Source organism: Micromonospora sp. NPDC049257, from assembly GCF_040678915.1.
Classification (GTDB): domain Bacteria; phylum Actinomycetota; class Actinomycetes; order Mycobacteriales; family Micromonosporaceae; genus Micromonospora; species Micromonospora antibiotica.
In genome coordinates, this window is the sequence record NZ_JBFAQU010000028.1 from 34,366 (window position 1) to 59,949 (window position 25,584).

Consider the following 25,584-nt stretch of genomic DNA (forward strand, 5'->3'; position numbering starts at 1 on the left):
TCCGACGAAGAAGGAGATCAGTATGCGTATGAAGCGCGTGGCGGCAGTCGCCGCGGCGGCTACTCTGGCGCTCGGCCTGGCCGCCTGCGGCGGCGACGACGCCGACGAGGGCACCGGTTCCGGCAGCAAGTCCTTCGCCGCCGGCAGCACCATGGAGAAGCTCAACAAGGCGCAGAAGATCAAGATCGGCACCAAGTTCGACCAGCCCGGCTTCGGCCAGAAGGGCCTGTCGGGCAAGCCGGAGGGCTTCGACGTCGAGGTCGCCAAGCTCATCGTCAAGGAGCTGGGCATCCCCGAGGACAAGATCGAGTACGTCGAGACGCCGTCGAAGGTCCGTGAGGACGTCATCGTCAACGGCACCGTCGACCTGGTCGCGGCGACGTACACCATCAACGACAAGCGCAAGGAGCGGATCGCCTTCGCGGGCCCGTACTACGAGGCCGGCCAGAACATCCTGGTCAAGAAGGACGACGCCACCATCACCGGGCCGGACTCCTTCAAGGACGGCACCAAGAAGGTCTGCTCGGTGACCGGGTCCACCCCGGCCGAGGAGATCAAGAAGTACGTCAAGGACGTCGGCACCCAGCTCGTGCTCTTCGACACGTACGACAAGTGCCGCGACGCCCTCAAGGGCGGCCAGGTCGACGCCGTCACCACCGACAACGTCATCCTGCTCGGCTACATCGCCAAGGACGAGTCGTCGTTCAAGCTGGCCGGCGAGAACTTCACCAAGGAGCCGTACGGCATCGGGGTGAAGAAGGAAGACAACGACTTCCGCAACTTCGTCAACGACACGCTGGAGAAGGCGTTCAACGACGGCAGCTGGAAGAAGGCGTGGGACGACACCGCCGGCAAGTTCGGCGCGGAGCTGGGCACCGCGCCCACCGTCAACCGTTACTGATCTGACCTCGATCTGGAGGGTGGGGAGGAACACCGGCCCGTGAGTGTGCTCATCGACAAGTTCGACGTCTTCGCGGGTGGTTTCTGGCTCACCCTCCAGATCTGCGTCCTCGCCGCGCTCGGCGCCCTGATCCTGGGTGCCGTCCTGGCGGTGCTGCGCATCTCGCCGGTGCCGCCGCTGCGCGCCGTCGGCACCGCCTACGTGAACATCTTCCGGAACATGCCGCTGACCGTGGTGATGTTCTTCGCCGCATTCGGCCTGCCGGCGCTCGGCTCCAACGCCGACTTCCTGCGGATCCCCGTGCTGGATTCGCTCTTCACCCGGCTCGGCACCGACCTGCCGTACTTCCGGTTCGCGCTGATCGCCCTGGTGCTCTACACCGCCGCGTTCGTCTGTGAGGCGCTGCGCTCCGGGGTGAACGCGGTGCCCCCCGGTCAGGCCGAGGCGGCCCGGTCGCTCGGCCTGACCTTCGGCCAGAACCTGCGGCACGTGGTGCTGCCGCAGTCCTGGAAGGCGTCGGTGGTGCCGCTCGGCTCGGTGATCATCGCAATGATCAAGAACTCGGCGCTGATCGGCTTCTTCGGCGTGGTCGGCGACCTCTCCCAGAGCGCCGACCAGCTCACCTCCGCCGAGGGCTACGCCTTCATCCCGGTCGCCATCGGCATCTCGATCGGCTATCTGATCATGACCGTGCCGCTCGGCGCACTGCTCGACCGGCTGGAGAAGCGACAGGCGGTGGCCCGATGAGTCAGCAGACCAGCGTCCTGTACGACGTCCCCGGCCCGCGCCAACGCCGGATCACCCTGATCGGCAGCATCGTCGCCACCGTGCTGCTGGCCGTCGGAGCGTACTTCCTGATCTACCGCCCGCTGGACGACAAGGGCCAGTTCTCGATGGAGCTGTGGGGTCCGCTGGTCGACCCCTCCCACGAGAACTTCTCCCAGGTGTGGGACCGGATCGGCTTCGGGCTGAAGAACACCCTGACCGCCGCCGTGCTGGCCATCGTCGCGTCGCTGGTGGTCGGCACCCTGCTCGCGGTGCTGCGCATCCAGCTCAAGAGCCTCACCCGGCGACGCTTCACCGGGATGGCCACCCCGGTGGCCTACCTGCTGCGCGGGCTCAGCGTCACCCTCTCGGCGGTCACCCGGGTCTGCGTCGAGGTGTTCCGGGGCCTGCCGGTGGTGCTCACCATCTTCTTCGTGGCCCGGGGCTTCCCCGAGTTCGGCGTCTCCTTCGACTCGCTGTGGTACCTGGTCATCGGCCTGACCGTCTACAACTCCGTGGTCATCGCCGAGATCCTCCGCTCCGGCATGGAGGGGCTGCCCGGCGGGCAGGCCGAGGCCGCCGCCGCGATCGGCCTCTCCCCCGCCCAGACCACCCGGATGATCCTGCTCCCCCAGGCGTTCCGGATCATGCTGCCGGCGCTGATCAGCCAGCTCGTCGTGGTGCTCAAGGACACCTCGCTGGGCTTCATCATCAGCTACGAGGAGACCCTCAACATCGGCAAGCAGCTCATCGGCGTGCTGGACAACCCGATCCAGGTCTACGTGGTGATCGCCGCGCTGTTCATCCTGGCCAACTACTCGCTGTCCAAGCTGGCCCAGTTCGTCCAGCGGCGGCTGTCCCGGGGCCGCAAGTCCGTCGGGAAGGCGGCCCCGCCGCCCCCGGCCGCCGCGCTCACCTCCCAGGCTGAGGGCGCGGGCGGCAACTGAACCACCCCGCACGGCACGAGGGCCGGCCCGGATCTCCGGGCCGGCCCTCGTGCCGTGTCGTTCGGTGGTCACCGTGGTCGCGGGTTCCCCTCGTCGCCCGGTGCGGCCGGTGCCGCCGTCCGGTGGCCGGTCAGCGGGCGATCTCGGTGACCCGGGACTCCCGGACCACGGTCACCCGGATCTGCCCCGGGTAGGTCAGCTCCTCCTCGATCTGCTTGGCCACGTCCCGGGCGAGGACCGCCGCGCCGATGTCGTCGACGTCGTCCGGCTTGACCATCACCCGGATCTCCCGGCCCGCCTGCATCGCGAAGACCTTCTCCACGCCGATCTTGCCGGCCGCGATCTCCTCGATCCGTTCCAGCCGCTTGACGTACGCCTCCAGGCTCTCCCGCCGGGCCCCGGGCCGCCCGCCCGAGCAGGCGTCGGACGCCTGGGTGAGGACCGCCTCGATGGTCTGCGGCGGCACCTCGTTGTGGTGCGCCTCGATGGCGTGCACCACGTCCTCGCTCTCGCCGTACTTGCGGGCCAGGTCGGCGCCGATGATGGCGTGGCTGCCCTCCACCTCGTGGGTGAGCGCCTTGCCGATGTCGTGCAGGAACGCCGACCGTTTGATCGTCGGCACGTCCAGCCGTAGTTCGGCGGCCATGATCCCGGCGATGTGCGCGGTCTCCACCAGGTGCTTGAGCACGTTCTGCCCGTACGACGTGCGGTAGCGCAGCCGGCCGAGCAGGGTGACCAGCTCGGGGTGGATCTCGGTGATGCCCACCTCCACCAGGGCGTCCTCGGCGGCCCGGTGGCACAGCTCCTCCACCTCCTGCCGGGCGAGGTCGTGCACCTCCTCGATCCGGTGCGGGTGGATCCGCCCGTCGAGGATCAGCTTCTCCAGGGTGAGCCGACCGACCTCCCGGCGTACCGGGTCGAAGCAGGACAGCAGCACCGCCTCGGGGGTGTCGTCGATGATCAGGTTGACTCCCGTCACCGACTCGAAGGCACGGATGTTGCGCCCCTCCCGGCCGATGATCCGCCCCTTCATCTCGTCCCCCGGCAGGTGCAGGACGCTGACCACGCTCTCGGCGGTCTGCTCGCTGGCCACCCGCTGGATGGCGTCCACCACGATGTGCCGGGCGCGTTGCTCGGCGGTGTTGCGGGCGTCGGACTCGATGTCCCGCACCAGCAGCGCCGCCTCCCGCTTCGCCTGGGTCTCGATCACCTCGATCAGCTCCGTGCGGGCCGACTCGGCGGTCAGCCCGGCGACGCGTTCCAGTTCCCGCCGGCGCTGTTCCTCGGCCACGGTCAGCGCGGCCTCCCGGGCACTGATCGCCGCCTCCCGCTCGGCCAGCGCGGCGCTGGCGGCGGTGAGCTGCCGCTCGCGTTCGGCCAGCCGCTCCACCTCCTCGGTGTGCAGCCGCTCCCGCTCGTCCATCCGGGCGGCCCGGCGTTCCACCTCGGCCGCCTGCTCCCGTGTCGTCGCGGCGAGCACCGCCACCTCACGCTCACCGCTGCGCCGGGCGCTGGCCCGCAGCTGCTCCGCGTCCGCCTCGGCCTGTTTGTGGGCGCGCTCCAGGACGGTGTCCGCCTCGGCACGGGCGTCGTCGAGGACCCGGCGGGCCTCCGCCCGGGCCGACTTCGCCTCCGCTTTGGCCCCGGCCGCCTCGGCACGGGCTGCGGAGGCGGCGGACTTCGCCACGTCGATGGTGCTGTTCACCTCGTCGGCGGCGGTCCGCAGGGCGGCCAGGGACTGTTCCTGGCGGTCCTTCTCGGCGATGAAGGCGGGGTCCTCCGGGGCGGGGGCGGCACCGATGCGACGCAGCGCTCGTACGCCGATCAGGACGGCGCCGACCACGACCAGGGTGAGGACCCCGACGACGATCAGGAGCACCACGTCGAAGGTGTTCATGCCGGCGTCCCGTCACCGGGGCCGGTGGGCCGCCACACCGCGTCGGCGCACCCGCGCTCGCCACCGCCTGCTGGGGACCCCCGGTCCCTGTGCCGACCCGCCATGGTCGTGCCTCCCCAAACGTCTACGCCGCAGGGGAACCGTGCCGACGGGCACGCACCTCTGCGGCTCTGGACGCCCGACCGAGCGGCTGGCCGTGGGGATAGCTCTCCGTCGGCGGTGCCCATGCGGCATCGCCGACAGCCGGGTGCAGTTGTCGGGTCGGCTCCGGACCGGCTGTCCGGAACGACCGTCAAGGCCGGTGGAGCTGGCCAAAGTGATGCTGTTCTGTTACGAGATCTATGTTGTGCGCTTAGCCTGCGCTGGTCGGGCAAAGTGAGCCTGTATGGCGAGGCTAGGTCTCGGAAGGCCGATCGGTCAAGAACTCATGATCAAACCCCCCGAACGGAGAGAGTTGGCAACGTCACCCACTGGTGATCCAAATCCGGACACCAGGCCATAAAATTCCCGTTTCATGCGCCCATCGGTCGTCCTCCGGCCGCTATTCCCCTTCGGCACCTGGCGGCCCTCCGCACCCGGGCGTCTCTCCACTCCGCTTGCCGTCCGGACCGGGGCCGGCCTCCGGACCAGCGCCCACACCCCGCTCCGCAAGATCGCACTGTTTCCTGGTTGTAGTGGCCTCCGAAACGACGGATACCACTACAACCAGGTTCGAGCATGATCTTGCGGGGTGTGGGAGTAGGCGGAACCGGTGGCACCGGCCAGGGAGGCTACGCGGGTGAGGATGCGCGCGGGGTCAGTCAGGTGACGCCCGGGGCGCAGGTCCAGACGGGTGGCGGTACGCAGGGGGCCAGGTGACGCCCCAGGGCACGGGCGTGTGACGCCAGGGTGGCAGTGTCGGACGGCGGGCGCACCGTTCGGGAGGTGCCGGCCGGCACGTCGGCGTCGATCTGCACCGGTCAGCCCCGCTCGCCCCCGGCACCGGCGTCGATCTGCGCCGGTCAGCCCCGCTCGCCCTCGGCATCGGCCAGGGCGTCGGCGTCGATCTGGTCGGCAAACTCGGCGGCCTCGGCGCTCTGGGCGGCGAGGGCGTCCTTCACCGCCCGGATCGCCACCCCGGGTGGGTAGCCCTTGCGGGCGAGCATGCCGACCAGCCGGCGGAACACCGCGTCGGGCTCACCCCGGGCGCTGCGCAGCTTGCGGTCGACCAGGGCACGGGCGGTCTCCGCCTCGGTCTCCTCGTCCAGCTCACCGAGGGCCTCGCTGGCCACCTCACCGTCCACGCCACGCTGACGCAGCTCGTTGGCGAGTGCCCGGCGGGCCAACCCACGACCGTTGTGCCGGCTGGAGACCCAGGCCCGCGCGAACGCCGCGTCGTCGATGATGCCGACCTCGTCGTAGCGGTCGAGGACCTGAGCGGACACCTCGTCGGAGATGCCCTTCTTCGCCAGTGCCCCGGCCAGCTCGGCCCGGGTACGCGGCCGCACCGCGAGCTGCCGTAGGCAGATCTCCCGGGCCACCTCGGCCTCGTCGCGGGGCGTCGACTCACCGGGGGTCGGCTCGGTCCCGTCGGCCGCCCCCCGGCGACCCCGCCGGGGGCGGGGCGTCGCGTCGTCGGCTCCTGCACGGGGAGGGGCGGCATCCCAGCCCCGCCCCGTGCGGGCGCGTCGTCCTGCCATTCGACCGCGACCGGTCAGAAGTCGACAGGCGGCAGCTCAGGGCCACCGGCGGCGTCACCCGCGCCGACCCCGACGCCGAGCTTCTCCAGGATCTTCTTCTCGATCTCGGCCGCCACGTCCGGGTTCTCCTTGAGGAACTCCCGGGCCTTTTCCTTACCCTGCCCGAGTTGGTCGCCGTCGTAGGTGTACCAGGCACCGGACTTACGGATGATCGCCTGCTCCACGCCGACGTCGATCAGCGAGCCCTCGCGGGAGATGCCCTTGCCGTACATGATGTCGAACTCGGCCTGCTTGAACGGCGCGGCGACCTTGTTCTTGACGACCTTGACCCGGGTGCGGTTGCCGACCACGTCGGTGCCGTCCTTGAGGCTCTCGATGCGGCGCACGTCGAGCCGGACCGAGGCGTAGAACTTCAGCGCCCGACCACCGGTGGTCGTCTCGGGCGAGCCGAACATGACGCCGATCTTCTCGCGGAGCTGGTTGATGAAGATCGCCGTGGTGCCGGTGTTGTTGAGCACGCCGGTGATCTTCCGGAGCGCCTGGCTCATCAGCCGGGCCTGGAGACCGACGTGGCTGTCGCCCATCTCGCCCTCGATCTCGGCGCGCGGCACCAGGGCCGCCACCGAGTCGATCACGATGATGTCGATCGCGCCGGAGCGCACCAGCATGTCGACGATCTCCAGCGCCTGCTCGCCGGTGTCCGGCTGGGAGACCAGCAGGGCGTCGGTGTCGACGCCGAGCGCCTTGGCGTAGTCGGGGTCGAGCGCGTGCTCGGCGTCGACGAACGCGGCGATGCCGCCGGCCCGCTGGGCGTTGGCCACCGCGTGCAGGGCGACCGTGGTCTTGCCGCTGGACTCGGGACCGTAGACCTCGACGACCCGGCCCCGGGGCAGACCACCGACGCCGAGCGCCACGTCGAGCGCGATGGAGCCGGTCGGGATGACCGAGGTCTGGACGACCGGGCGCTCGCCCAGCCGCATCACCGACCCCTTACCGAACTGCTTGTCGATCTGAGCGAGAGCAAGGTCGAGTGCCTTCTCCCGGTCGGGCCCTGCGGCCATGTTTGCCACTCCTGCCTTCGCCGGCGTCTTTCCTGAGCTTCGCGTCACGCGGACACGCTAGGCGCTGGGTCCGACAGAAAACCAGCCGACGGGCCGTGAGCTGTGGACGAGCACCCCGCTGTGGACAATAGCCGAACAGGTGTACGAGCCGGCAAGTGACACGCGGAAGTGGCGGAACGGCAGCTCAACGTAGCCGTGCGGGCACCCGGTCGGGGTATGCGGCGACCACCGCCCGCCACACGACGTGGGTCTGCTCACCAGCGGCGAGGGCCTGGGTGATGGTCCGCCCGTCGAGCTGGGATAGCACCTGGTCGCTGGCGATGCTGGCCGCGTAACCCGGCCCGAAGGCCTCGTCCAGCCGGGTCCAGAAGTCGGTCAGCCGCACGTGATCACTCCTCCTCGTCGGGTGCCGTCGGCGGCACCCGACGCAACGCTAGCGCCACCAACGGCACCACCGCGATCGCCGCCAGCAGGGTCAGGGTCGGATAACCCGCCACCCGCATGACAAACCCGCTGGCCGCCGCCGCGCCCGCCCCCGCCAGCCCCATCGTCAGGTCGGACAGCCCCTGCACGCTGGGGCGTACCCCGGACGGCACCGCCTCGGACAGCAGCGTCGAACCGGCCACCATCGTCGCCGACCAGCCCAGCCCGAGCAGGGCCAGGCCGACCGAGAGACGCGGCGTGTGGTGCCCGGCGGTGCCGGCCACCGCGCACGCGGCCAGCAGCGTGCCGACCCCACCGAGGATCACCGCACGCCGACCCAACCGGTCGGTGAGCCAGCCCACCACCGGGGAGAGGGCGTACATGCCGGCGATGTGCACGCTCAGCACGATGCCGACGACACGCAGCACATCCGCGTCGGAGTGCGACTCGCCGAGACGTACCGGGGTCATCGCCATCACCGCGACCATCACCAGGTGGCCGATGGCGACGGCGGCGATGCCCAGCCGGGCCGCCGGCCGGCCGCGCACCACCCGCCAGGCCACCCGCATACCGGCCCGCCGCGCGCCCGGCGCGGTGGTCGCCGCCGGTGGGGCGGCCCCGGCCGTTGTCCCGGCGTCGGCCGCCGCGAGCCGCCGCGCGGTCAACAGCGGATCGGGCCGCAACAGCAGCAGCAGTACGACCGCAGCCACGCCGAACGCGACGGCGCTGAACGCGAACGGGCCGGACAGCGACGGCAGGCCCCATCCCCGGGTGACCCCGTCGGCGAGCGCGGCGAAGTTGGGTGCCGCCACCGAGCCGATGGTGGTGGCCCAGACGACCAGGGAGAGTTGCCGGCCCCGGCGGGCCGGCTCGGCGAGGTCCACGGCCGTGTAGCGGGCCTGGAGGTTGGCCGCCGTGCCCCCGCCGAACAGCAGCATCCCCAGGAAGAGCAGCGGCACCGCACCGGTGGCCGTGGCGAGCACCACCAGCAGCGCCCCGACCGCCCCGACCAGGTATGCCACCACCAGTCCCGGGCGACGCCCGTGCCCGTTCATGATCCGGGTGACCGGTACGGCGAGCAGCGCCGCGCCGACCACCCCGCAGCTCTGCGCCAGCCCGGCCACGGCGGTGCCGGCGACCCGGGCCGCCAGCAGTGCCCCGACCGAGATCCCGATGGCCACCCCGACCCCACCGATGATCTGCGTGACGAAGAGCAGCCGCAGCGTGCGCCGCTGGATCGGGGCGACGTCGGGCCGGGTGGGTGCGCGCAGGTCGGCGGTCATCACACGCTCCTGGTTCGGGGAGCCCATCGTCGCGCAGCCGGCCCGCCGCCCGCACCGGGGTTACCGGTCGACGCGCGGCGGCGCGGGACGGGGCCCGGTGCCCGGTGCCGTCGTACCCGGTCAACCGGTCAGGGCGCGGGCGGCCACGGTGAGGTCGTCGACCAGCCCCCGGTAGGCGATCTCCTGGTTGTCGGCGCGCAGCACCGCCGACGGGTGGATGGTGGCCAGCAGACGGGCGGCGGGCGCATCCGTACCGGTGTCGCCCACCGGCGCCCGGGTGAAGTCGTCCGGGTGCTCGGCGGCGGCCGGCCAGGGCAGCAGCGCGCCGCGCTGCCGGGTGACCCGGAACGCCGGACCGAGCAGGGCCTTCGCCGCCGTCGCGCCGAGCACCACCACCAGTTCGGGGCGGAGCCGGGCGAACTCGGCGACCAGCCACGGTCGGCAGGCGACGATGTGCACCTGGTCCGGGGTCTGGTGGATGCGCCGCCGGCCACGAAGCTCGTGTCGGAAGTGCTTCACCGCGTTGGTGATGTAGAGGTGGGCCGGGTCGAGACCGGCGTCGTCGACCGCCCGGCGCAGCAGCCGGCCGGCGGGACCGACGAAGGGCAGCCCGTGCTGGTCCTCCAGGTCGCCGGGCTGTTCCCCGACGAAGACCACCCGGGCGCTCTCGTCGCCCCGGCCGAAGACGGTCTGGGTGGCGTCCCGGTGCAGCTCACAGCCCCGGCAGCCGGCAGCGGCGGTACGCAACTCGGCCAGTGTGCCGGCCTGCGGCGGGATGAACTGTCGGGCACCGGGTGGGGCGGTCTGCTCGGCCATGGCGACTGTTCTACCCGGTCGCACGGAAGGTCCACGAAGGACCCGCCGGGCTCCTTCCCAGCCATGCGCTGCGGGCCGTTCAGGTGAGGTGGATCAGATAGTCGAGACGGACCCGGTCGCCCGGGACCACGATGTCCGCCACCTCCACGACCATCTCGTCCACATAGGTCTGTCGGGTGATGGCGACGACCGGTACACCGCCCGGGATTCGCAGGGTGTCCTTCTCGTCGGGTAGTGGCATCCGGGCAACCACCTGTTCCCGTACTGCGGTGATGTCGTAGCCCAGGCTGTGCAGTTGCGACGTGTTGCCGCCGGGCCACGGCTCGTTCGCGGGGTCGGCCACCGGCGTGTCCGCCACCATGGACAGCAGGAGGAACGAGGTGGACATCTGCTGCGCGACGCCGTGCGTACGGAACACGAAACGACGTTCCAGCAGCATCGTTCCAGGTGTCACCCCGAACAGCTCTGCCGCCGGGTCAGCCGCAGGGACCTCACGGAACTCCTTGTCCAGCGTGTACGACGACCAGTCGACACGTTGATCAACGGTGAAGGACGTTCCCAGCTCGCCACGACGCACCTGCTCAAGCTCGGCCCGGTAGCGCTCGGAGCCGAGCCGGCGTACCGGCAGGACCGGGCGGACGAACGTTCCCCTGCCCTTCTCCGACACGGTCAGGCCCTCGGCGCGCAGCAACGCCAGAGCTTCTCGCACCGTGCCCCTGGCGACGGAGAACTCCGCCATGAGCGTGGCTTCGCTGGGCAGCAGGGAGCCCGGCGGGATCGCACCGCTCATCATCCGATGGCGCAACTCGTCGGCCACGATCCGGTACCGGCGCGGCTCTACGTGCGGGGTAGGCACATCCGCCAACCTACTCCCGATCGCTCACGACTCTCGCCACCAACCTGTATAGACAGCCTGACTGGACAAGGGTTAGAGTGGCGGCGCGGCGGACACATAGAGTGACCTTGGGGTAGGCATTCCGTGTCCGTCGCCCATTCCAGGAGGCGGCCAGATGTGTAGGATCAAATGGTTCCAGCGCCCCACCGAACCCGTCGACGTGGTCCAGCACGCGACGGCGTCGCCAGCATCGCCGGCAACCCCCGGTAGCACTCACAGCGCGCTCCAGCGCCGGAGCCGACCGCCGACAGCCCTTGCCACCCGGCGGCGCACAGATGACGCGCCGAGGCTCAACCGGGGGGCCTGGCCGCATGTATGAGCAGCGACCCGCCGAGCCGCCGTTCGTCGTGGTCATGGCCGGCTACGTCGTCGACTTCCACCATCGCAACGCCTGCTCCCGCTGCCAGCCGGACGGCTCCTGCGACCGCCTGGCCGACGCGGGCGAGACGCTGCGCGTCTGGCGCGAGCGACGCGTGCAGCGGGCGTTGCGCGCGCGGGACCAGGAGCGCCGATGAAGGCCGGTGACCTGGTGTACGTGACCAGGGCCGCCAGCGTGCAGTTTCTCCGCCCCATCCGGTTCCGGGTCATCCGGGTGCTCGACTGGCCGACGTACGACGGCTGGGTCTGGCTGGAGGGATACCAGCTGGACGCGGCCGGGGACGCAGTCTCCCGGCGGCGGATCTTCGTCCAGCCGGCGGGGCTGACCGCGCCACCCGCCCCCGCGCAGCCCCGCAGGAGCAGACCGACGACACGGGTCAGGCGGTGAAGCCGATCGGGTCGGCGGGGCGGACCGCCGCCGCGACCGCGTCGGCCAGCGGCGTGAGGTCGGCGTCGTCGAGCGAACTGACCGTGATCCGCACGGCGGGCGGGGCACCGAGCCGGGAGAGGCCACCGGGCGCAACCGACCAGCCGGCGTCCCGCAGGGCGGTGACCGTGATGGTCTCGTCGGGCACCGGCAGCCAGACGTTGATGCCGCTGCGGCCGTGCGCCACCACGCCCCGGTCGGCGAGCGCGGCGAGCAGGCCGGACCGGCGGCGTTCGTAGGCGTCGGCGGCCCGGTGGATCAGGGTGGTGGTGGCCGGGTCGCGCCAGAGCGACAGGACGAGTCGTTGCAGGACGGTGGAGACCCATCCCGCGCCCACCCGGGCCCGGCCGGCCACCCGGGACACCGTCACCTCGTCACCGGCCAGCACCGCCAGCCGCAGGTCGGGCCCGTAGGGCTTGCTGACCGAACGGACGAACGCCCAGGTCGCCGTGGCCCCCGCCAGCGGGTGCAGCGGCAGCCGGGACAGCTCGGCGGCGTGGTCGTCCTCGATCAGCAGCAGGTCGGCCCGGCCGGCGAGCAGCGCCCGCAGGGCCTCGGCCCGGCCGGCGGAGACGGCGGCACCGGTCGGGTTCTGCGCCCGGCTGGTGACCACCAGCGCCCGCGCCCCGAGGGTCAACGCGTCGCGCACCCCGGTGACGGTGGGCCCCTCGTCGTCGACCGGCACGCCGACCGGCCGCAGGCCGAGCGCGGCGACCAGGTCGAGCAGGTTGGCCCAGCCGGGGTCCTCCACCGCGACCGCGTCACCCGGGCGCAGGTGGGAGGCGAGCAGCCGCTCGATGCCGTCGAGCGCTCCCCCGGTGACGGTCAACTCGTCGGCGGGCACCCCGTCGGCGGCGAGCCGGGAGCGGGCCGCCTCGGCCAGGGCGGGGTGCACGCCGGTAGTGGCGTACCCCACGGGGGGACCGATCCCGGTGGCGAGCGCGGCCAGGTGCGGGCCGAGCGGCGGCAGCAGCCGGGGGTCGGGTTGGCCCTGGGACAGGTCGCGGGTGCCGGGGGCGGGGGTCGGGTGCCGGGCGGCCCGACGGGGGGCGACCGGCGGTCGGGGCCGGACCCGGGTGCCGTGCCGGCCGGCCGTGACGACCAGACCCCGCTGGCGTAGCTCCTGGTAGGCGCGGGCGACGGTGGCCGGGCTGACCGCCAGCGTCGTGGCCAGGGAGCGGACCGGCGGCAACGCGTCGCCTGCCGCGAGCACCCCGGTGCGGATGCCCGTTTCCACACTCGCCGAAATCGCGGCGGACGTGGACCCGAGGATCTGATAATGTGCTGCCACAGTTTCAGGATCGTACTAGAACAAAGTCTGGATGTCACATGTACGCGCCGACCGCACGCACCACCGCCAGCCGCACCCGGGACAGGATGAGCTACGACCGGGCCGCCGCCCACGCCGTGCTCGACGAGGCCTACCACTGCGTGCTGGGGTTCGTGGTCGACGGTGAGCCGCGTCTGCTGCCCACCCTGCACGTCCGGGTCGGTGACACCCTCTACCTGCACGGGTCCACCGGCAGCCGGCCGCTGCTCGCCGCCCGGGGCGAGGCCGGGCTGCCCGTCTGCGCCACGGTGACCCTGCTCGACGGGCTGATCTACGCCCGCTCGCAGTTCCACCACAGCGCCAACTACCGGTCGGTCGTCGCGCACGGCACCGCCCACCTGGTCACCAGCGAAGACGACAAGCGGGCCGCGATGACCGCCCTGGTGGAAAAGGTCGGGGCGGGGCGGGCCGCCGACAGTCGTCCACCGACCCGTCGGGAGCTGGCCGAGACGGCGGTCCTGGCCCTGCCGCTGCGCGAGGTGTCGGTGCGGGCCCGCACCGGCGGGGTCCGCGACGAACCGGCCGATCTCGACCTGCCGCACTGGGCCGGGGTGGTGCCGCTCCGGCTGACCGCCGGCCCGCCCGAGCCGGACGCCGGGGTGGTCGCGCCGGTCCCGGGCTACCTGCCCGCCACCGGCTCGCCGACGCCGGGCTCCACCGGGTCACCGGCACCTGTCGTCAGCCTGCCGGGGCCGGATTCCGGCGCTGCACCGTGGTGGGAGCCGGTGCCGCTGCACGGCGCGCACGTGCTGCTGGAGCCGTTGACCCCCACGCACGCCGACGAGTTGTTCGCCGCTACCGCCGAGCCGGAGGTCTGGGCCCACCTGGGCCACCCGCTGCCCGCCGACCCGGCAGCGATGCGGGCGGTCGTCGCCGCCGCGTTGGCCGCCCGACAGGACGGCGACCGGGTGCCCTGGGTGCAGCGCTGCGCCCGGACGGGAGCGGTCGTGGGCACCACCTCCTTCTACGAGATCGACCCGCAGCGGCGCAGCGTCGCGATCGGTTACACCTGGCTCGGCCGCCCCTGGTGGCGCAGCGGCATCAACACCGAGGCCAAGCTGCTGCTGCTCGGGCGGGCGTTCGACACGCTGGGGGCGGTGCGCGTGGTCTGGCACACCGACATCCGCAACACCCGGTCGCAGGCGGCGATCGCCCGGCTCGGCGCGACCCGGGAGGGCGTGCTGCGCATGCACCGGCAGCGTCCGGACGGCTCCTGGCGCGACACCGTCCAGTACGCGATGACCGTCGATGAGTGGCCGAACGCACAGGCCAGGCTGCGGGAAAGACTTCGCGGCACCACCCCGGTGGGGCGAGGATGACGGGCGTGCTGGGCATCACCGACATCTGGACTTACGTGTTGGGCACCGTGGCGATCGTCCTGCTGCCGGGGCCCAACTCCCTCTTCGTGCTCTCCACCGCCGCCAAGCGGGGCGTGGCCGTCGGCTACCGGGCGGCTGGTGGGGTGTTCCTCGGCGACGCGGTGCTGATGTTCCTGTCGGCCGCCGGGGTGGCGTCGCTGCTCAAGGCGTACCCGCCGCTCTTCCTCGTGATCAAGTACGCGGGCGCGGCCTACCTCGGGTACGTGGGGCTGACCATGCTGCGCGCGGCCTGGCAGCGGTGGCGCGACCGCCACGATCCGGCGGCGCCCCGGCTGATCGACGCGGCCGAGCCGGCGGCGCTGCGCAGCCCGTTCCGCAAGGCACTGGTGATCAGCCTGCTCAACCCCAAGGCCATCCTCTTCTTCATCTCGTTCTTCATCCAGTTCGTCGACCCCGGCTATGCCTGGCCGGCCCTGTCGTTCCTGCTGCTCGGGCTGATCGCCCAGGTGACCAGCGTGCTCTACCTGACCGCGCTGATCTTCGCGGGCACCTTCCTGGCCGCCCAGTTCCGGCAGCGCCGCCGGCTGGCCGCCGGGGCCACCACCGGTGTCGCGATGCTCTTCCTGGGCTTCGGCATCAAGCTCGCCACCGCCTCGGTCTGACCCTCCCCGGACGCACGACCGGGCGGCGACCCCCGACGGATTCAGCCACCACCACCGGGGGCGATGCGGTGGGCGCGGGCGGATTCAGGTGCCACCACCACCGCCGGGGGCGCGGGCGGATTCAGGTGCCGTCACCGCCACCACCGCCACCACCGATGCCACCTCCACCGCCGGTGCCGCCCAACCCGTAACCGGGTCGCACCGGCGTGTCAGGTCGGCGGCTGACGTGCGCCGACTCGGTGATCCGGGCCGACCAGTGCGCGTTCGAGGCCGCTGCCGCGTGCCGGTTGATCGCCGCCCGCAACCAGCCGTCCACGACGGAGACCCAGTCGCGTTGATCGGCACCGGTGTGCCAGGTCCGGAACCGGCTGATGCTCTGATGGCTGATTCCGGTCAGCGAGAGCCGCCGGTCCATCCAGAGCAGCACCTCCAGGCCGGCGGAATTGGTCACGAAGATCAGCTCCAGCTCGGTGATCGGCCCGGCGTACAGCGGGGCGACCCAGTAACCGAGGCGTTCGTGCACCGGCAGGCTCTGCTCGACCCCCGGCAGTCGGCTCGACACCAGGCCCGCCTGCCGCAGGACGAAGCCGAGCGTGTCCAGGGCCGCCAGCACGTGCTGCTGGGTGGGCAACGGGTGGACGAAGATCGGCACCATCGCGCCCTGCTCCAGCTCCGGGTCCACCGACACCTCGGTACGCAGCCCGGTGCGTAGGCTCATCAACGGCACCCCACCGAAGATCGTCACCGGCGTCTCCCACGGCAGGGGTACGGCGAAGTCGATGGCCCGCCGCCGCCCGGCCGGTACGACGAACCGACCCCCCACCGTCACCTGGTGGTACTGCACGAGGTGACGGGGTGAGCGGGGGTCGTCAGGTTCGGCAGTCGCCACCAACCCGAGCCGTACGTGCCGCACCGGCACGTCCTGCGCCCCGGCGCTGAGCATCACCTGCCCCGGCAGCCGCAGCCCCGGGCGGGTGCTCGGGTTGGTCAGGGTGGTGCTCACCGCCAACCCGGTCGCACCGGACTCGTGGGACACCCCGGTCAACCGCATCCCCGCCACTCCCCCGTCCTCCGCCCGCCGCCCCCGACCAGGCAGTCGAGGTGTCCCCCGACCGACCAGGCAGGAGCCGGCCCTGACCTACCCGGCGGGTGGCGGTTTCCCCCTGATCGGCCGGGCACTCCTCGACCACCCCGACGGAACGACCCCGCCCCGGGGCGGGGCGGGGTCGTTGATCGACTCCGTTGGGCCGAGGTAACGGGTCCACCGCACCTCGATGCCGCCACCTCGGGGGCAGCCGGTGCACCACCACTGCTCGCCGGAGCCTCAACCGCGTCGGCCCGGCCGGGCCGACAGTCAGCGCAGGCGGCGGCCCCGGGGGATCGGGTCGGTCTCGTCGTCGAACTCGCCGATGACCTCTTCGAGCAGGTCCTCCAGAGCCACGAATCCGATCGGCCGGGTCGGCCCGCCGCCGTTGCGGACCAGCGCCAACTGGGCCTGGTCGGCGCGCATCGCGGCGACCGCCTCGGTGACCGAGGAGGTGGCCGGCAGGGTGAACGAGCGGCTCATCAGCTCGGCGGCGGTGGCCGCCCGGCCGGTGGTGACCGCCCGGACCGCCTCCCGGACGTGCACCAGCCCGCACACCTCGCCGCCGCCGTCGAGGACGGCGAGCCGGGACCGGCCGCTGTCCCGGCTGACCTGTTCGATCCGCTCGGCGGTGTCGTCCCGGTGGACCGTGACGATCTGGTCGAAGGGTTCCATCACCTGGGCGACGGTGGTGCCCTGCAATTCCAGCATGCTGGTCAGCATCTGGTGCTGCTCGGCACCGAGCAGCCCGTGCTCGCGGGACTGCTCCAGCAGGATGCGCAGCTCGTCCGGGCCGTGGACCTGGGCGAGCTGGTCCTGCTGCTGCACCCCGACCAGTCGCAGCATCGCGTTGGCCAGGGCGTTGAGCAGGGACAGCACCGGCCGGGCGACCCGGGCGAAGGCCCGGAACGGCAGCGCCAGCAGCGTCGCCGAGCGCTCCGCGTCGGTGATCGCCCACGACTTCGGGGCCATCTCGCCGACCACCAGGTGCAGGAACGTCACCAGCCCCAGCGCGAAGATCAACGCGATGATGTGGCTGGCTGCCGCCGGTAGCCCGACGGCGTGCAGCAACGGGCTGAGCAGGTGCTCGATCGCCGGCTCGGCCAACGCGCCCAGGCCCAGCGTGCACAGCGTGATGCCGAGCTGCGCGCCGGCCAGCATCAGGGACAGCTCACGTACCCCGTCCAGGGCGGCGCGGGCCGCCCGGCCGCCACCGGCGGCGGTCTGTTCCAGCCGGTAGCGCTTGGCCGCCACCAGGGCGAACTCGGCGGCCACGAAGAAGCCGTTGAGGGCGAGCAGCAGCACCGAGACCAGCAGTGCGACAACGGGGCTCATGAGCGCTCCTCCCGACCCCGGGCGACGTGCACGTCCGGGCCGTTGCCGGTGGCGCGGGCATTCGTGCCCCCGGCACGGTCGCCCCCGCCGCCGGTGGCGCGGACGTTCGCACCACGGCGTCGGTCGCTTCCGCTGCGGGCGGTCCGGGGCTGCGTGCCCGTACCCGGGTCGGCGGCCATCGTGAGCCGCACCGAGTCGGCCACGTGCCGGTCCACCGCGAGCACCTCGATCAGGGCTTTCGGGCGTTCCGTGGGCTCGTCGCCGTCGGCCGGCAGGACGACCTCCAGTCGGTCACCGACCTCGGGCACCCGGCCCAACTCCCGCATGACCAGCCCGGAGAGGGTGTCGTACTCGGGGGCCTCGGGCAGCGAGATGCCGGTGCTGTCGGCGACCTCGTCGATGCGCCAGCGGGCCGGCACCACCCAGGAACCGTCCTCCTGCCGGGCCGGGGCCCGGTCGGGCGGGTCGTCCTCGTCGCGGATCGGCCCGACCAGTTCCTCGGCGATGTCCTCCAGGGTGATCACGCCGGCGAAGCCGCCGTACTCGTCGACCACGCAGGCGAGCTGCCGGTGCCCGGACCGCAGCCGGTCCAGCACCGTGGGCAGCGGCAACGTCTCCGGCACCAGCAGCGGCGGTACGGCCACCGCGCTGACCGGGGTGGTGGCGCGCTCGGCCGGCGGCACCCCGAGCACGTCGGCGATGCCGACCACGCCCACCAGGTCGTCGACGCCTTCGGCACCACGTACCGGGAAACGGGAGTGACCGGTGTCGAGCAGCTCGACCACCCGGCTGACCGGCTCGTGTGCCCGGATGGTGTGCACGTCGACCCGGGGGACCATGGCCTCCCCGGCGGTCAGCTCCCGGAAGTCGAGGCCCCGGTCGAGCAGGTCGGACATCTCGGCGTCGAGGTGCCCCTCCTCCCGGGACTCGGCGATGATCTGCTCCAGGTCGGCCGGGGTGGCGCCGCTGGGCAGCTCCTCGATCGGCTCGATGCCGAGGCGGCGCAGCAACCGGACGGCGGCCCGGTCGAAGAGCGTGATCAGCGGCCCGGCGATCTTCAGGTAGATCAGGGTGGACCGGCTCAGCGCCCGCGCCAGCGTCTCGGGCCGGGCGATGGCCAGGTTCTTCGGGGCCAGCTCACCCAGGACCATCTGCACGACGGTGGCGATGACCAGCGCCAACGCCACCGACAGCGGCAGGCTGACCCCGGTGGAGACGCCGACGCCGCCGAACAGTTCGGCCAGCCCGGCACCGAGGTAGGGCTCGGCGGCGTAGCCGACCAGCAGGGCGGTCACGGTGATGCCGAGCTGTGCCCCGGAGAGCATGAACGACAGCCGCCCGGTGACCTCCAGGGCGCGGGCGGCCTTGGCGTCGCCGTCGTCGGCGAGTTGCTTGAGTTTGCCCCGGTCCACGGCGACGTAGCCGAACTCCTGGGCCACGAAGTAGCCGGTGGCGGCGGTGAGAACGATGATGAGTGCGAGGCCGACGACGATCAACACGGGTCGCTCAGGGCTCCCGTGGACGTCGGGGCGGGGGATTGCCGGGCACGACCCGGCTGGCTACTGCTGCCCTCCTGGGCAGAAGAGTCGATCATCCGGCAATTCTATCGGCGCTCGCTGGAAGCCCGCTGAGGGTGGGCACAAAGTGCCTGCTCCTCCCCGTTGTCCGCGGCGTCACTCCCGCTGTCCACCGGGCCCGGACCGGGGGTCACCGCCTTCGGCCTGGGAGTCACCGTCCCCGGACCGGGAACCACCGTCCCCGGAACGGGAACCGTCGTCCCCGGACCGGAAGTCGGCACGCTCCGGCCGGGGGCCAGCCGGCTCGGGCTGGTGTCCGGCCAGCTCGTCGACGTCGAGCAGGCTGCGGTCCACCCGACCCGACCGGTAGGCGGCCCGGCCGATCATCTGGGCGGCGACCGGGGCGGTGGCCAACTGGAAGACCCCGACCAGCATGATCATGCCCAGGTCGGCGGCGGTACGCAGCCGCAGCGCCAGCCCGACCAGCAACAGCAGCACCCCGAGCACCTGGGGTTTGGTGGCGGCGTGCATCCGGTCCAGCACGTCCGGGAAGCGCAGCACACCGATCCCGGCGGCGAGACTGAGCAGTGCCCCGGACACCAGGGCGACGGCGGCCAACCAGTCGACCACCGTACCCACGCTCACGACTCCTCCCGGGCGGCGAAGCGGACCAGGGCGACCGAGCCGACGAAACCGAGCAGGGAGAGCACCACCAGCACCGGCAACGTGGTGGCGTGCCGGTTCACCGCCGCCTCCGCGCCGACCGCGCTGAGCATCGCGGCGAGCAGCAGGTCCGCGGCGATGACCCGGTCCAGCAGCGACGGCCCCCGGTAGATCCGGGCCAACGCCAGCAGCGCGGTGGTCGACAGCAGCACGGTCAGGACGACGGCGAGGACGACGGTCACGGTGCCTCCGTGGGTTCGGTGAGGAGCTGTCGCAACTCCGCCTCGGAGCCGACGGCACGGACGATGCGTTCCTCGACGGCGAGGATCCGCTCCCGGCTGCCGCTGATGTCGGCCGGTGAGCGCACGTCGAGCACGTGCACGTAGAGGACCCCGGCCTCCCGGTCCACCTCGACGATCAGGGTGCCCGGCACCAGGGAGAGCAGTTCGGCGGTGAGCGCCAGGTTCAGGTCGGTGCGTACCCGCAGCGGCACCCCGATGATCGCGCCGCGCGGGCGGAAGCCGGGACGCACGGCGATGGCGGCGACGTGGATGCTGGCGCTGACCAGTTCCACGACGAAGGTGCCGGCCAGCACCAGCAGCGCCCGGGGTCGCAACCGGCCGCCGAAGGAGACCGGCGGGAGCGGGAAGAACAGCAGCACCGACCCGCCGACCAGCAGACCGGTGAGGACGTTCGCCGGGGAGAAGTGGCCCCAGAGCAGGTTCCAGACCACGACCAGCCAACCGAGGGCGATGAGCTGGTCCCGACGCCGTCCGGTGGGTCGTGACGACGCGCCGCTCACGGTGGACCGCCGGGCAGGACGGCCCGCACGTACGGGGTGCGCAGCCGCAGGTCGACGGCGGCGTCGGCGGTGACCTGGAACAGCGGGCCGGCGGCGACGGTCAGGGCCAGCCCCAGCACCACCAGGGCGGTGGTGGCCCCGACCATCAACCCGGGGAGCCGGACGACCGGCTCGGCGGTGGCCAGTTGCGGGGCCCGCCAGAACGCGATGTTCCACACCCGGGAGGTGGCGTAGAGGGTGAGCAGGCTGGTCACCGTGCCGGCGACGACCAGCACCCAGGGCAGTGGGCCGCCCTGGGCCACCCCGGCCTGGAGCAGACCGACCTTGCCGAGGAAACCGGAGAACGGTGGGATGCCGGCCAGATTCATCGCGGGGACGAAGAAGAGCACCGCCAGCAGCGGGGTGACCCGGGCCAGGCCGCCGAGCCGGCGCAGGTCGGTGCTGCCGGCCCGCTCCTCGACCAGGCCGGCGACCAGGAACAGGGTGGTCTGGATGGTGATGTGGTGCACCACATAGAAGATCGCGCCGGAGAGCGCGGCGGTGGTGCTCAGCGCCACCCCGAAGATCATGTAGCCGATGTGGCTGACCAGCGTGAACGAGAAGAGCCGCTTCATGTCCGACTGGGCCACCGCGCCGAGCACGCCGACCACCATGGTCAGCCCGGCCCCCACCATCAGCACGTTGGCCACCTGGCCGCCGGGGAAGAGCAGCGTCTCGGTCCGGATGATCGCATAGACGCCGACCTTGGTGAGCAGGCCGGCGAAGACGGCGGTGACCGGTGCCGGGGCGGTCGGGTAGCTGTCCGGCAGCCACGCGGAGAGCGGGAACATCGCCGCCTTGATGCCGAACGCGAGCAGCAGCATCAACTGCAACGCCAGCCGTACGCCGTCGGGCAGCGCGTCGAGTCGACCGGCGAGCTGCGCCAGGTTGAGGGTGCCGGTGGCCGCGTACACCAGGCCCACCGCGGCCAGGAAGATCATCGAGGAGAGGATGCTGACCACCACGTACGTCGAGCCGGTGCGGATCCGGGCCTCGGTGCCACCCAGGGTGATCAGCACGAAGCTCGCCGCGAGCAGGATCTCGAACCCGACGAAGAGGTTGAACAGGTCACCGGCGAGGAACGCGTTGGTGATCCCGGCGGTCAGCACCAGGTACGTCGGGTGGTAGATGCTCACCGGCGCCGACTCGCTGGTCTCGGCGCGGCCCTGGCCGATGGAGTAGAGCAGCACGCAGAGCGTGACCGCCGAGGAGACCACCAGCATCAGCGCGGCGAGCTGGTCGGCGACCAGCACGATGCCGACCGGGGCGGGCCAGCCCCCCACCTCGGTCACCACCGGCCCGTCCCGGTGGGCCCGCACCAGCAGCAGCACCGCGACGACCAGGTTGGTGCCGAGCGCGACCACGCTGACGGTGCGCTGCAACCGGGGCCGGTTGACCAGGATCAGGGTGAGGGCGGCACCGAGCAGCGGCACCACCACCGGGAACGGTAGGAGCGCGGTCATCGCGTACCCCCGGGTCGGCGTGGCCCCCGCTGGGGCGGCTCGGGGTCGACCTGTTCCGGGTCGTCGCCGGGTCCCTCGCCACCGAGGTCGGCGTTGGCCACCTCGTTGCGGGCGGCGAGCGCGACGATCTGCTGGTCCTCCACGTCGTCCTGCACCTCGTCGTTGCCGCCGAGATACCAGCTGCGGTACGCCACGGCGGCGAGGAAGGCGGTCAGCCCGAAGGTGATCACGATGGCGGTGAGCACCATCGCCTGCGGCAGCGGGTCGCTCATCTCGTCCTCCGGGCCGGTGCCGACCACCGGAGCCACCCCGGAACGGCCGCCGACCAGGATGAGCAGGTTCACCCCGTTGCCGAACAGGATCACCCCGAGCAAGATCCGGGTCAGGCTGCGCTCCAGCAGCAGCGTCACCCCGGTGGCGGTGAGTAGGCCCACGGCGATCACCAGCACCAGCGTGGGTCCCGCCCCGCCGCCCCTCACCGTCGGTCCCCCTCGTGGTCGACGACGAGCCCCCGGTCGGACTTGCCGGCCGCCTCGACGTGCCGGTCGATCTCCGCTCCGAGGCTGCGCAGGATGTCCAGCATCAGCCCCACCACGATCAGATAGACGCCGATGTCGAAGAAGAGCGAGGTGACCAGGTACGGCCCACCGAGGCCGGGCAGCGGCAGGTCGACCTTGGCGCTCTCCAGCACGGTCCCGGTGGTCAGCAGGGACAGCACGCCACCACCGACGGAGATCGCCAGGCCGGCCCCGAGCACCGTGCCCGCCCCGATCGGGGCGGCCTCGGCCAGTTCGTACCGGCCGCCGGCCAGGTAGCGCACGGCCAGCGCCAGGCTCGCCACCAGGCCACCGGCGAAGCCGCCGCCGGGTGCGTTGTGACCGGAGAAGAGCAGGAACAGCGAGAAGAGCACGATGGTGTGGAACAGCAGCCGGGTCACCACCTCGAAGACGATGGACCGGCGTCGCGCGTGCAGGGTCGCCCCGCCACGTAACCAGACCGGCCGGTCGTCGTGTCGGGGCGAGGCGGGTTCGACCCGGCGGGGGCGCGGTCCGGTGCGGGACCGCTCGAAGATCAGGCTGGCCACCCCGGTGGCGGTCACCACCAGCACCGAGATCTCACCCATGGTGTCCCAGGCCCGGATGTCCACCAGGGTCACGTTGACCACGTTGCGCCCGTACCCCTCGGCGACGGAGAGCGCCGGGAACGCGGTGGAGATGGGCACCGCGGTGCGGGCCCCGGAGGCGATCAGCGCCAGCCCGGCCAGCACCACGCCCACCGCGACGCCGAGCACCCGGCGGGCCCACCGGCTGCGGCGCAGCGGCCGGGCGGAGAACCGCTCCGGCAGCCGCCGCAGCACCAGCACGAAGACGGCGATGGTGGAGGTCTCCACCAGGAACTGGGTCAGCGCCAGGTCGGGTGCCCCGTGCAGCACGAACAGCATCGCGGTGCCGTAGCCGGTCACCCCGACCAGCAGCATCGCGGTCAGCCGTCGTCGGGCGTTCACCGCGAAGACCGCCGCGACCCCGATCACCAGCCCGACCACCAGTTGCAGCGGGCTGTCCCAGAGCGCGATCCGGGTGTGCCACGGGCTCGTGCTGACCAGGGCGGTGCCGGGCACCAGCACCAGGGCCAGCAGGACGGTGCCGAGATACAGCGGCAGTGAGCCGCGCTGGGTGGCGCCGGTGACCTCGATGGCCAGCCGGTCGAAGTGGTGGGTGGCCCATTCGTAGCCCTGGTTGCCGGTGAACGGCAGCTTCCAGCGGGCCAGCGCCGGGGCGAGCGGGCCGCGTACCGCGTGCAGCACGGCCCCGCCGGCCAGCGCCAGCGCGGACAGGCCGAGGGCGGGGGTCAGGCCGTGCCAGAGGGCGAGCGTGTCGTGCGGCGGGCCGAAGAGTTCCGCGTACGGGCCGAGCAGGCCGTCGAGCGCGGCGGCGGTCGGGCCGGCGACCAGCCCGGCGACCGCGAGCAGGGCGGGTGGGACGAGCATCGGCAGCGGGATCGGTTCCGGTGCGGCCTCGGCGGTGCCGGGGCGGGTGGCGAAGGCACCCCAGAGGAAGCGGATGCTGTAGGCGACGGTGAGCACGGTGCCCAGGACCAGCCCGGCGAGCACCACCGGGCGGGTGGCCAGCGCGGTGAAGACCGCCTCCTTGGCGACGAAGCCGAGCAGCGGCGGCACGCCCGCCATCGAGGCGGCGGCGAGCGTGGCGACCACCGCCAGCGCCGGGGCCCGACGGCCGAGGCCGGAGAGTTCCCGCAGGTCGCGGGTGCCGACGTCGTGGTCGATGATGCCGACGACGAGGAACAGGGCGGCCTTGAACAGGGCGTGGGCGAGCAGCATCGCCACCCCGGCGAGCGCGGCGTCGGCGCTGCCCGTGCCGATCGTCACGGTCAGCAGGCCGAGTTGGCTGACCGTGCCGTAGGCCAGCAGCAGTTTCAGGTCGCACTGGCGCAGCGCCGCCCAGCCGCCGGCGAGCATGGTGACCAGGCCGAGGGTGAGCAGCACCGGCCGCCACGGGCCGGTGTCGGCGAGCACGGGGGCGAGCAGGCCGATCAGGTAGACGCCGGCTTTGACCATCGCCGCCGCGTGCAGGTAGGCGCTGACCGGGGTGGGCGCGGCCATCGCCACCGGCAGCCAGCCGTTGAACGGCACGATCGCCGATTTGGCCAGCGCGCCGGTCAGGATCAGCAGCACGGCGGCGACCAGCGTCGCACCGCCGGGCAGGGGGGCGGCGGCGATCTCCGACCAGCGGTAGGTGCCGGCGTGCCCGCCGAGGATCAGGAAGCCGAGCAGCATGGCCAGCCCGCCCAGCGTGGTGACGGTCAGCGCCTGGGCCGCCGCCCAGCGGCTGGAGCGTCGCTCGGTGCTGTGCCCGATGAGCAGGTAGGAGAAGACGGTGGTGAGTTCCCAGAAGACGTAGAGCAGCAGCAGGTCGTCGGCGAGGACCAGGCCGAGCATCGCGCCGGCGAAGGCGACCAGCACCGCGACGAACCGGGGCAGGCCCACCGCGCCGAGCGCGAAGTACCGGCCGCAGTAGACCAGCACCAGCGCGCCGATCGCGCCGACCAGCAGGGTCATCAGCCAGGACAGCGTCGTCATCCGCAACGCTACGTCGAGGTCCAGCTGCCCGATCCACTGGTACGTCTCGACGACCGCGCCCCCGTCGCGGACCGTCGAGGTGCGGGTCAGCGCCCAGCCGAACGCGGCGGCGGGCACCAGCGCGAGCGGATAGCAGGCGCGCGGACCCCACCACCGGACCAGCAGTGGCGCGAGGAGCGCCGCCACCAGGTGCAGGAGCAGCAGTACGAGCACGCGTCCTCCCGTCGAACTGGCGGCGCATACCGGGCGAATTGTCCCGTTCCGCACCGATCACACGCCAGTTCAGCCCCCGGTGGGGGCTTTTCGGGAAATCGCCCGTCAGCCGGGCGGAGTCTCGCCGCCGGGGAGCGCGGGCGTCAGCGCCCGCCGGGGCTCGACCAGCAGGTCGGGGCGACCGAGCTGGAGGGCGACCTTGTCGACCACCCGCTGGGCGACGGCGAGCGAACGCACCGGGAGCAGCTTGCCGCGGCTCTCCCGGCGGAGCACGAAGTAGTGCACGGCGACGCGCACCTGACCCCGGTCGGCCGCGCTGGCCTGGGCGGTGGAGACGACCAGCTCCCGCAGGCTGTCGGCGAGGCGCTCGGCCAGCTCCAGCTCGGGGCCGCGCAGGCTGGTCCGCAGGGCGGTGAGATGCCCTTCGACCTTGCGGATGAGCACGTCGGTGCCGGGCGTCGGGCCACGCTCCTCGACGAACATCCGATTCCTCTCACCCGTTGCGGCAGTCCGAGTGAAGTTACTTTATGTTGTGGGTCGCAAGCAAGCAGTTAAGTAAGACTTAACGTACTAATCGGCTAATTCGCT

General features: G+C 72.2%; 24 protein-coding genes and 1 pseudogene. 7 read left to right on the forward strand and 18 right to left on the reverse strand.

The window, feature by feature from the left end:
- Positions 1–22 precede the first annotated feature (22 nt).
- Genes AB0K25_RS27430 through AB0K25_RS27440 form a run of 3 tightly spaced genes read left to right on the forward strand, consistent with a single transcriptional unit; the run spans position 23 to position 2,613 of the window.
- The gene (locus AB0K25_RS27430) at positions 23–901 is read left to right on the forward strand and encodes a glutamate ABC transporter substrate-binding protein (protein ID WP_357537789.1); all 879 of its coding nucleotides are present in this window, start codon (positions 23–25) and stop codon (positions 899–901) included.
- Positions 902–940: 39 nt separating this feature from the next.
- A complete protein-coding gene (locus AB0K25_RS27435) occupies positions 941–1,648 on the forward strand; it encodes an amino acid ABC transporter permease (RefSeq protein ID WP_363823455.1) in 708 nt (235 codons plus the stop codon).
- Positions 1,645–2,613: an amino acid ABC transporter permease gene (locus tag AB0K25_RS27440; RefSeq protein WP_357537793.1), complete on the forward strand. Its 969-nt coding sequence runs from the start codon at positions 1,645–1,647 to the stop codon at positions 2,611–2,613. Before AB0K25_RS27435 ends, AB0K25_RS27440 begins: the two co-directional genes overlap by 4 nt.
- Before the next feature lie 130 nt (positions 2,614–2,743).
- Here AB0K25_RS27440 and rny read toward each other — a convergent pair whose 3' ends face one another.
- From rny to AB0K25_RS27475, 7 genes are all read right to left on the reverse strand, one after another.
- Positions 2,744–4,510: a ribonuclease Y gene (rny, locus tag AB0K25_RS27445; RefSeq protein ID WP_357537795.1), complete on the reverse strand. Its 1,767-nt coding sequence runs from the start codon at positions 4,508–4,510 to the stop codon at positions 2,744–2,746.
- Between the two features lie 1,001 nt (positions 4,511–5,511).
- Positions 5,512–6,189: a regulatory protein RecX gene (locus AB0K25_RS27450; protein WP_219468593.1), complete on the reverse strand. Its 678-nt coding sequence runs from the start codon at positions 6,187–6,189 to the stop codon at positions 5,512–5,514.
- Between the two features lie 14 nt (positions 6,190–6,203).
- Positions 6,204–7,250 carry a recombinase RecA gene (gene recA, locus AB0K25_RS27455; protein ID WP_208569362.1) on the reverse strand — a complete coding sequence of 349 codons (1,047 nt, stop codon included), beginning with the start codon at positions 7,248–7,250 and terminating at the stop codon, positions 6,204–6,206.
- A gap of 184 nt (positions 7,251–7,434) precedes the next feature.
- Positions 7,435–7,635 carry a DUF3046 domain-containing protein gene (locus AB0K25_RS27460; RefSeq protein WP_091249479.1) on the reverse strand — a complete coding sequence of 67 codons (201 nt, stop codon included), beginning with the start codon at positions 7,633–7,635 and terminating at the stop codon, positions 7,435–7,437.
- Between the two features lie 4 nt (positions 7,636–7,639).
- A complete protein-coding gene (locus AB0K25_RS27465; protein WP_208569361.1) occupies positions 7,640–8,956 on the reverse strand; it encodes an MFS transporter in 1,317 nt (438 codons plus the stop codon).
- A 120-nt stretch (positions 8,957–9,076) separates the two neighbouring features.
- The gene (locus AB0K25_RS27470; RefSeq protein ID WP_363823460.1) at positions 9,077–9,772 is read right to left on the reverse strand and encodes a UdgX family uracil-DNA binding protein; all 696 of its coding nucleotides are present in this window, start codon (positions 9,770–9,772) and stop codon (positions 9,077–9,079) included.
- Positions 9,773–9,851: 79 nt separating this feature from the next.
- Positions 9,852–10,589: a GntR family transcriptional regulator gene (locus AB0K25_RS27475; protein WP_363823462.1), complete on the reverse strand. Its 738-nt coding sequence runs from the start codon at positions 10,587–10,589 to the stop codon at positions 9,852–9,854.
- A 389-nt stretch (positions 10,590–10,978) separates the two neighbouring features.
- Between AB0K25_RS27475 and AB0K25_RS27480 the strand changes: the two genes are divergently transcribed.
- Positions 10,979–11,182, forward strand: coding sequence for a hypothetical protein (locus tag AB0K25_RS27480; protein WP_363823465.1), 204 nt, complete (start codon positions 10,979–10,981; stop codon positions 11,180–11,182).
- Positions 11,179–11,433 (forward strand): hypothetical protein, encoded by a 255-nt coding sequence (locus AB0K25_RS27485; RefSeq protein WP_363823467.1) that lies wholly within the window; start codon positions 11,179–11,181, stop codon positions 11,431–11,433. The genes AB0K25_RS27480 and AB0K25_RS27485 overlap by 4 nt, the downstream gene beginning before the upstream one ends.
- Here the strand turns inward: AB0K25_RS27485 and AB0K25_RS27490 are convergent.
- A complete protein-coding gene (locus AB0K25_RS27490; RefSeq protein ID WP_363823470.1) occupies positions 11,423–12,763 on the reverse strand; it encodes an aminotransferase class I/II-fold pyridoxal phosphate-dependent enzyme in 1,341 nt (446 codons plus the stop codon). The two genes, AB0K25_RS27485 and AB0K25_RS27490, sit on opposite strands and share 11 nt — an antisense overlap.
- 38 nt (positions 12,764–12,801) lie before the next feature.
- Here AB0K25_RS27490 and AB0K25_RS27495 point away from each other — a divergent pair, with 38 nt between their 5' ends.
- Both AB0K25_RS27495 and leuE read left to right on the forward strand, forming a co-directional pair.
- Positions 12,802–14,121, forward strand: coding sequence for a GNAT family N-acetyltransferase (locus tag AB0K25_RS27495; protein ID WP_363823473.1), 1,320 nt, complete (start codon positions 12,802–12,804; stop codon positions 14,119–14,121).
- Positions 14,118–14,783, forward strand: a complete 666-nt coding sequence (gene leuE / locus AB0K25_RS27500; RefSeq protein WP_219468570.1) for a leucine efflux protein LeuE — start codon at positions 14,118–14,120, stop codon at positions 14,781–14,783. The genes AB0K25_RS27495 and leuE overlap by 4 nt, the downstream gene beginning before the upstream one ends.
- Before the next feature lie 121 nt (positions 14,784–14,904).
- Here leuE and AB0K25_RS27505 read toward each other — a convergent pair whose 3' ends face one another.
- From AB0K25_RS27505 to AB0K25_RS27550, 10 genes and pseudogenes are all read right to left on the reverse strand, one after another.
- Positions 14,905–15,834 carry a sporulation protein gene (locus AB0K25_RS27505; protein WP_219470788.1) on the reverse strand — a complete coding sequence of 310 codons (930 nt, stop codon included), beginning with the start codon at positions 15,832–15,834 and terminating at the stop codon, positions 14,905–14,907.
- A gap of 303 nt (positions 15,835–16,137) precedes the next feature.
- Positions 16,138–17,202 (reverse strand): hemolysin family protein, encoded by a 1,065-nt coding sequence (locus AB0K25_RS27510; protein ID WP_219468565.1) that lies wholly within the window; start codon positions 17,200–17,202, stop codon positions 16,138–16,140.
- A 176-nt stretch (positions 17,203–17,378) separates the two neighbouring features.
- A pseudogene (locus AB0K25_RS27515) lies at positions 17,379–18,701 on the reverse strand (hemolysin family protein); the annotation flags it as partial.
- A gap of 174 nt (positions 18,702–18,875) precedes the next feature.
- Positions 18,876–19,364, reverse strand: coding sequence for a monovalent cation/H(+) antiporter subunit G (gene mnhG / locus AB0K25_RS27520; RefSeq protein WP_357537805.1), 489 nt, complete (start codon positions 19,362–19,364; stop codon positions 18,876–18,878).
- Positions 19,361–19,624 (reverse strand): monovalent cation/H+ antiporter complex subunit F, encoded by a 264-nt coding sequence (locus AB0K25_RS27525; protein WP_208569351.1) that lies wholly within the window; start codon positions 19,622–19,624, stop codon positions 19,361–19,363. The genes mnhG and AB0K25_RS27525 overlap by 4 nt, the downstream gene beginning before the upstream one ends.
- Positions 19,621–20,184, reverse strand: coding sequence for a Na+/H+ antiporter subunit E (locus AB0K25_RS27530; protein ID WP_357537807.1), 564 nt, complete (start codon positions 20,182–20,184; stop codon positions 19,621–19,623). Before AB0K25_RS27530 ends, AB0K25_RS27525 begins: the two co-directional genes overlap by 4 nt.
- Positions 20,181–21,686, reverse strand: a complete 1,506-nt coding sequence (locus AB0K25_RS27535) for a Na+/H+ antiporter subunit D (RefSeq protein ID WP_219468559.1) — start codon at positions 21,684–21,686, stop codon at positions 20,181–20,183. Before AB0K25_RS27535 ends, AB0K25_RS27530 begins: the two co-directional genes overlap by 4 nt.
- Entirely contained in the window at positions 21,683–22,132 is a 450-nt protein-coding gene (locus AB0K25_RS27540; protein WP_255599131.1) for a Na(+)/H(+) antiporter subunit C, read from the reverse strand. The genes AB0K25_RS27535 and AB0K25_RS27540 overlap by 4 nt, the downstream gene beginning before the upstream one ends.
- Before the next feature lie 29 nt (positions 22,133–22,161).
- A complete protein-coding gene (locus AB0K25_RS27545; RefSeq protein ID WP_363823478.1) occupies positions 22,162–24,996 on the reverse strand; it encodes a Na+/H+ antiporter subunit A in 2,835 nt (944 codons plus the stop codon).
- A 105-nt stretch (positions 24,997–25,101) separates the two neighbouring features.
- Positions 25,102–25,479, reverse strand: coding sequence for a hypothetical protein (locus AB0K25_RS27550; protein ID WP_208569346.1), 378 nt, complete (start codon positions 25,477–25,479; stop codon positions 25,102–25,104).
- Positions 25,480–25,584: the final 105 nt, after the last annotated feature.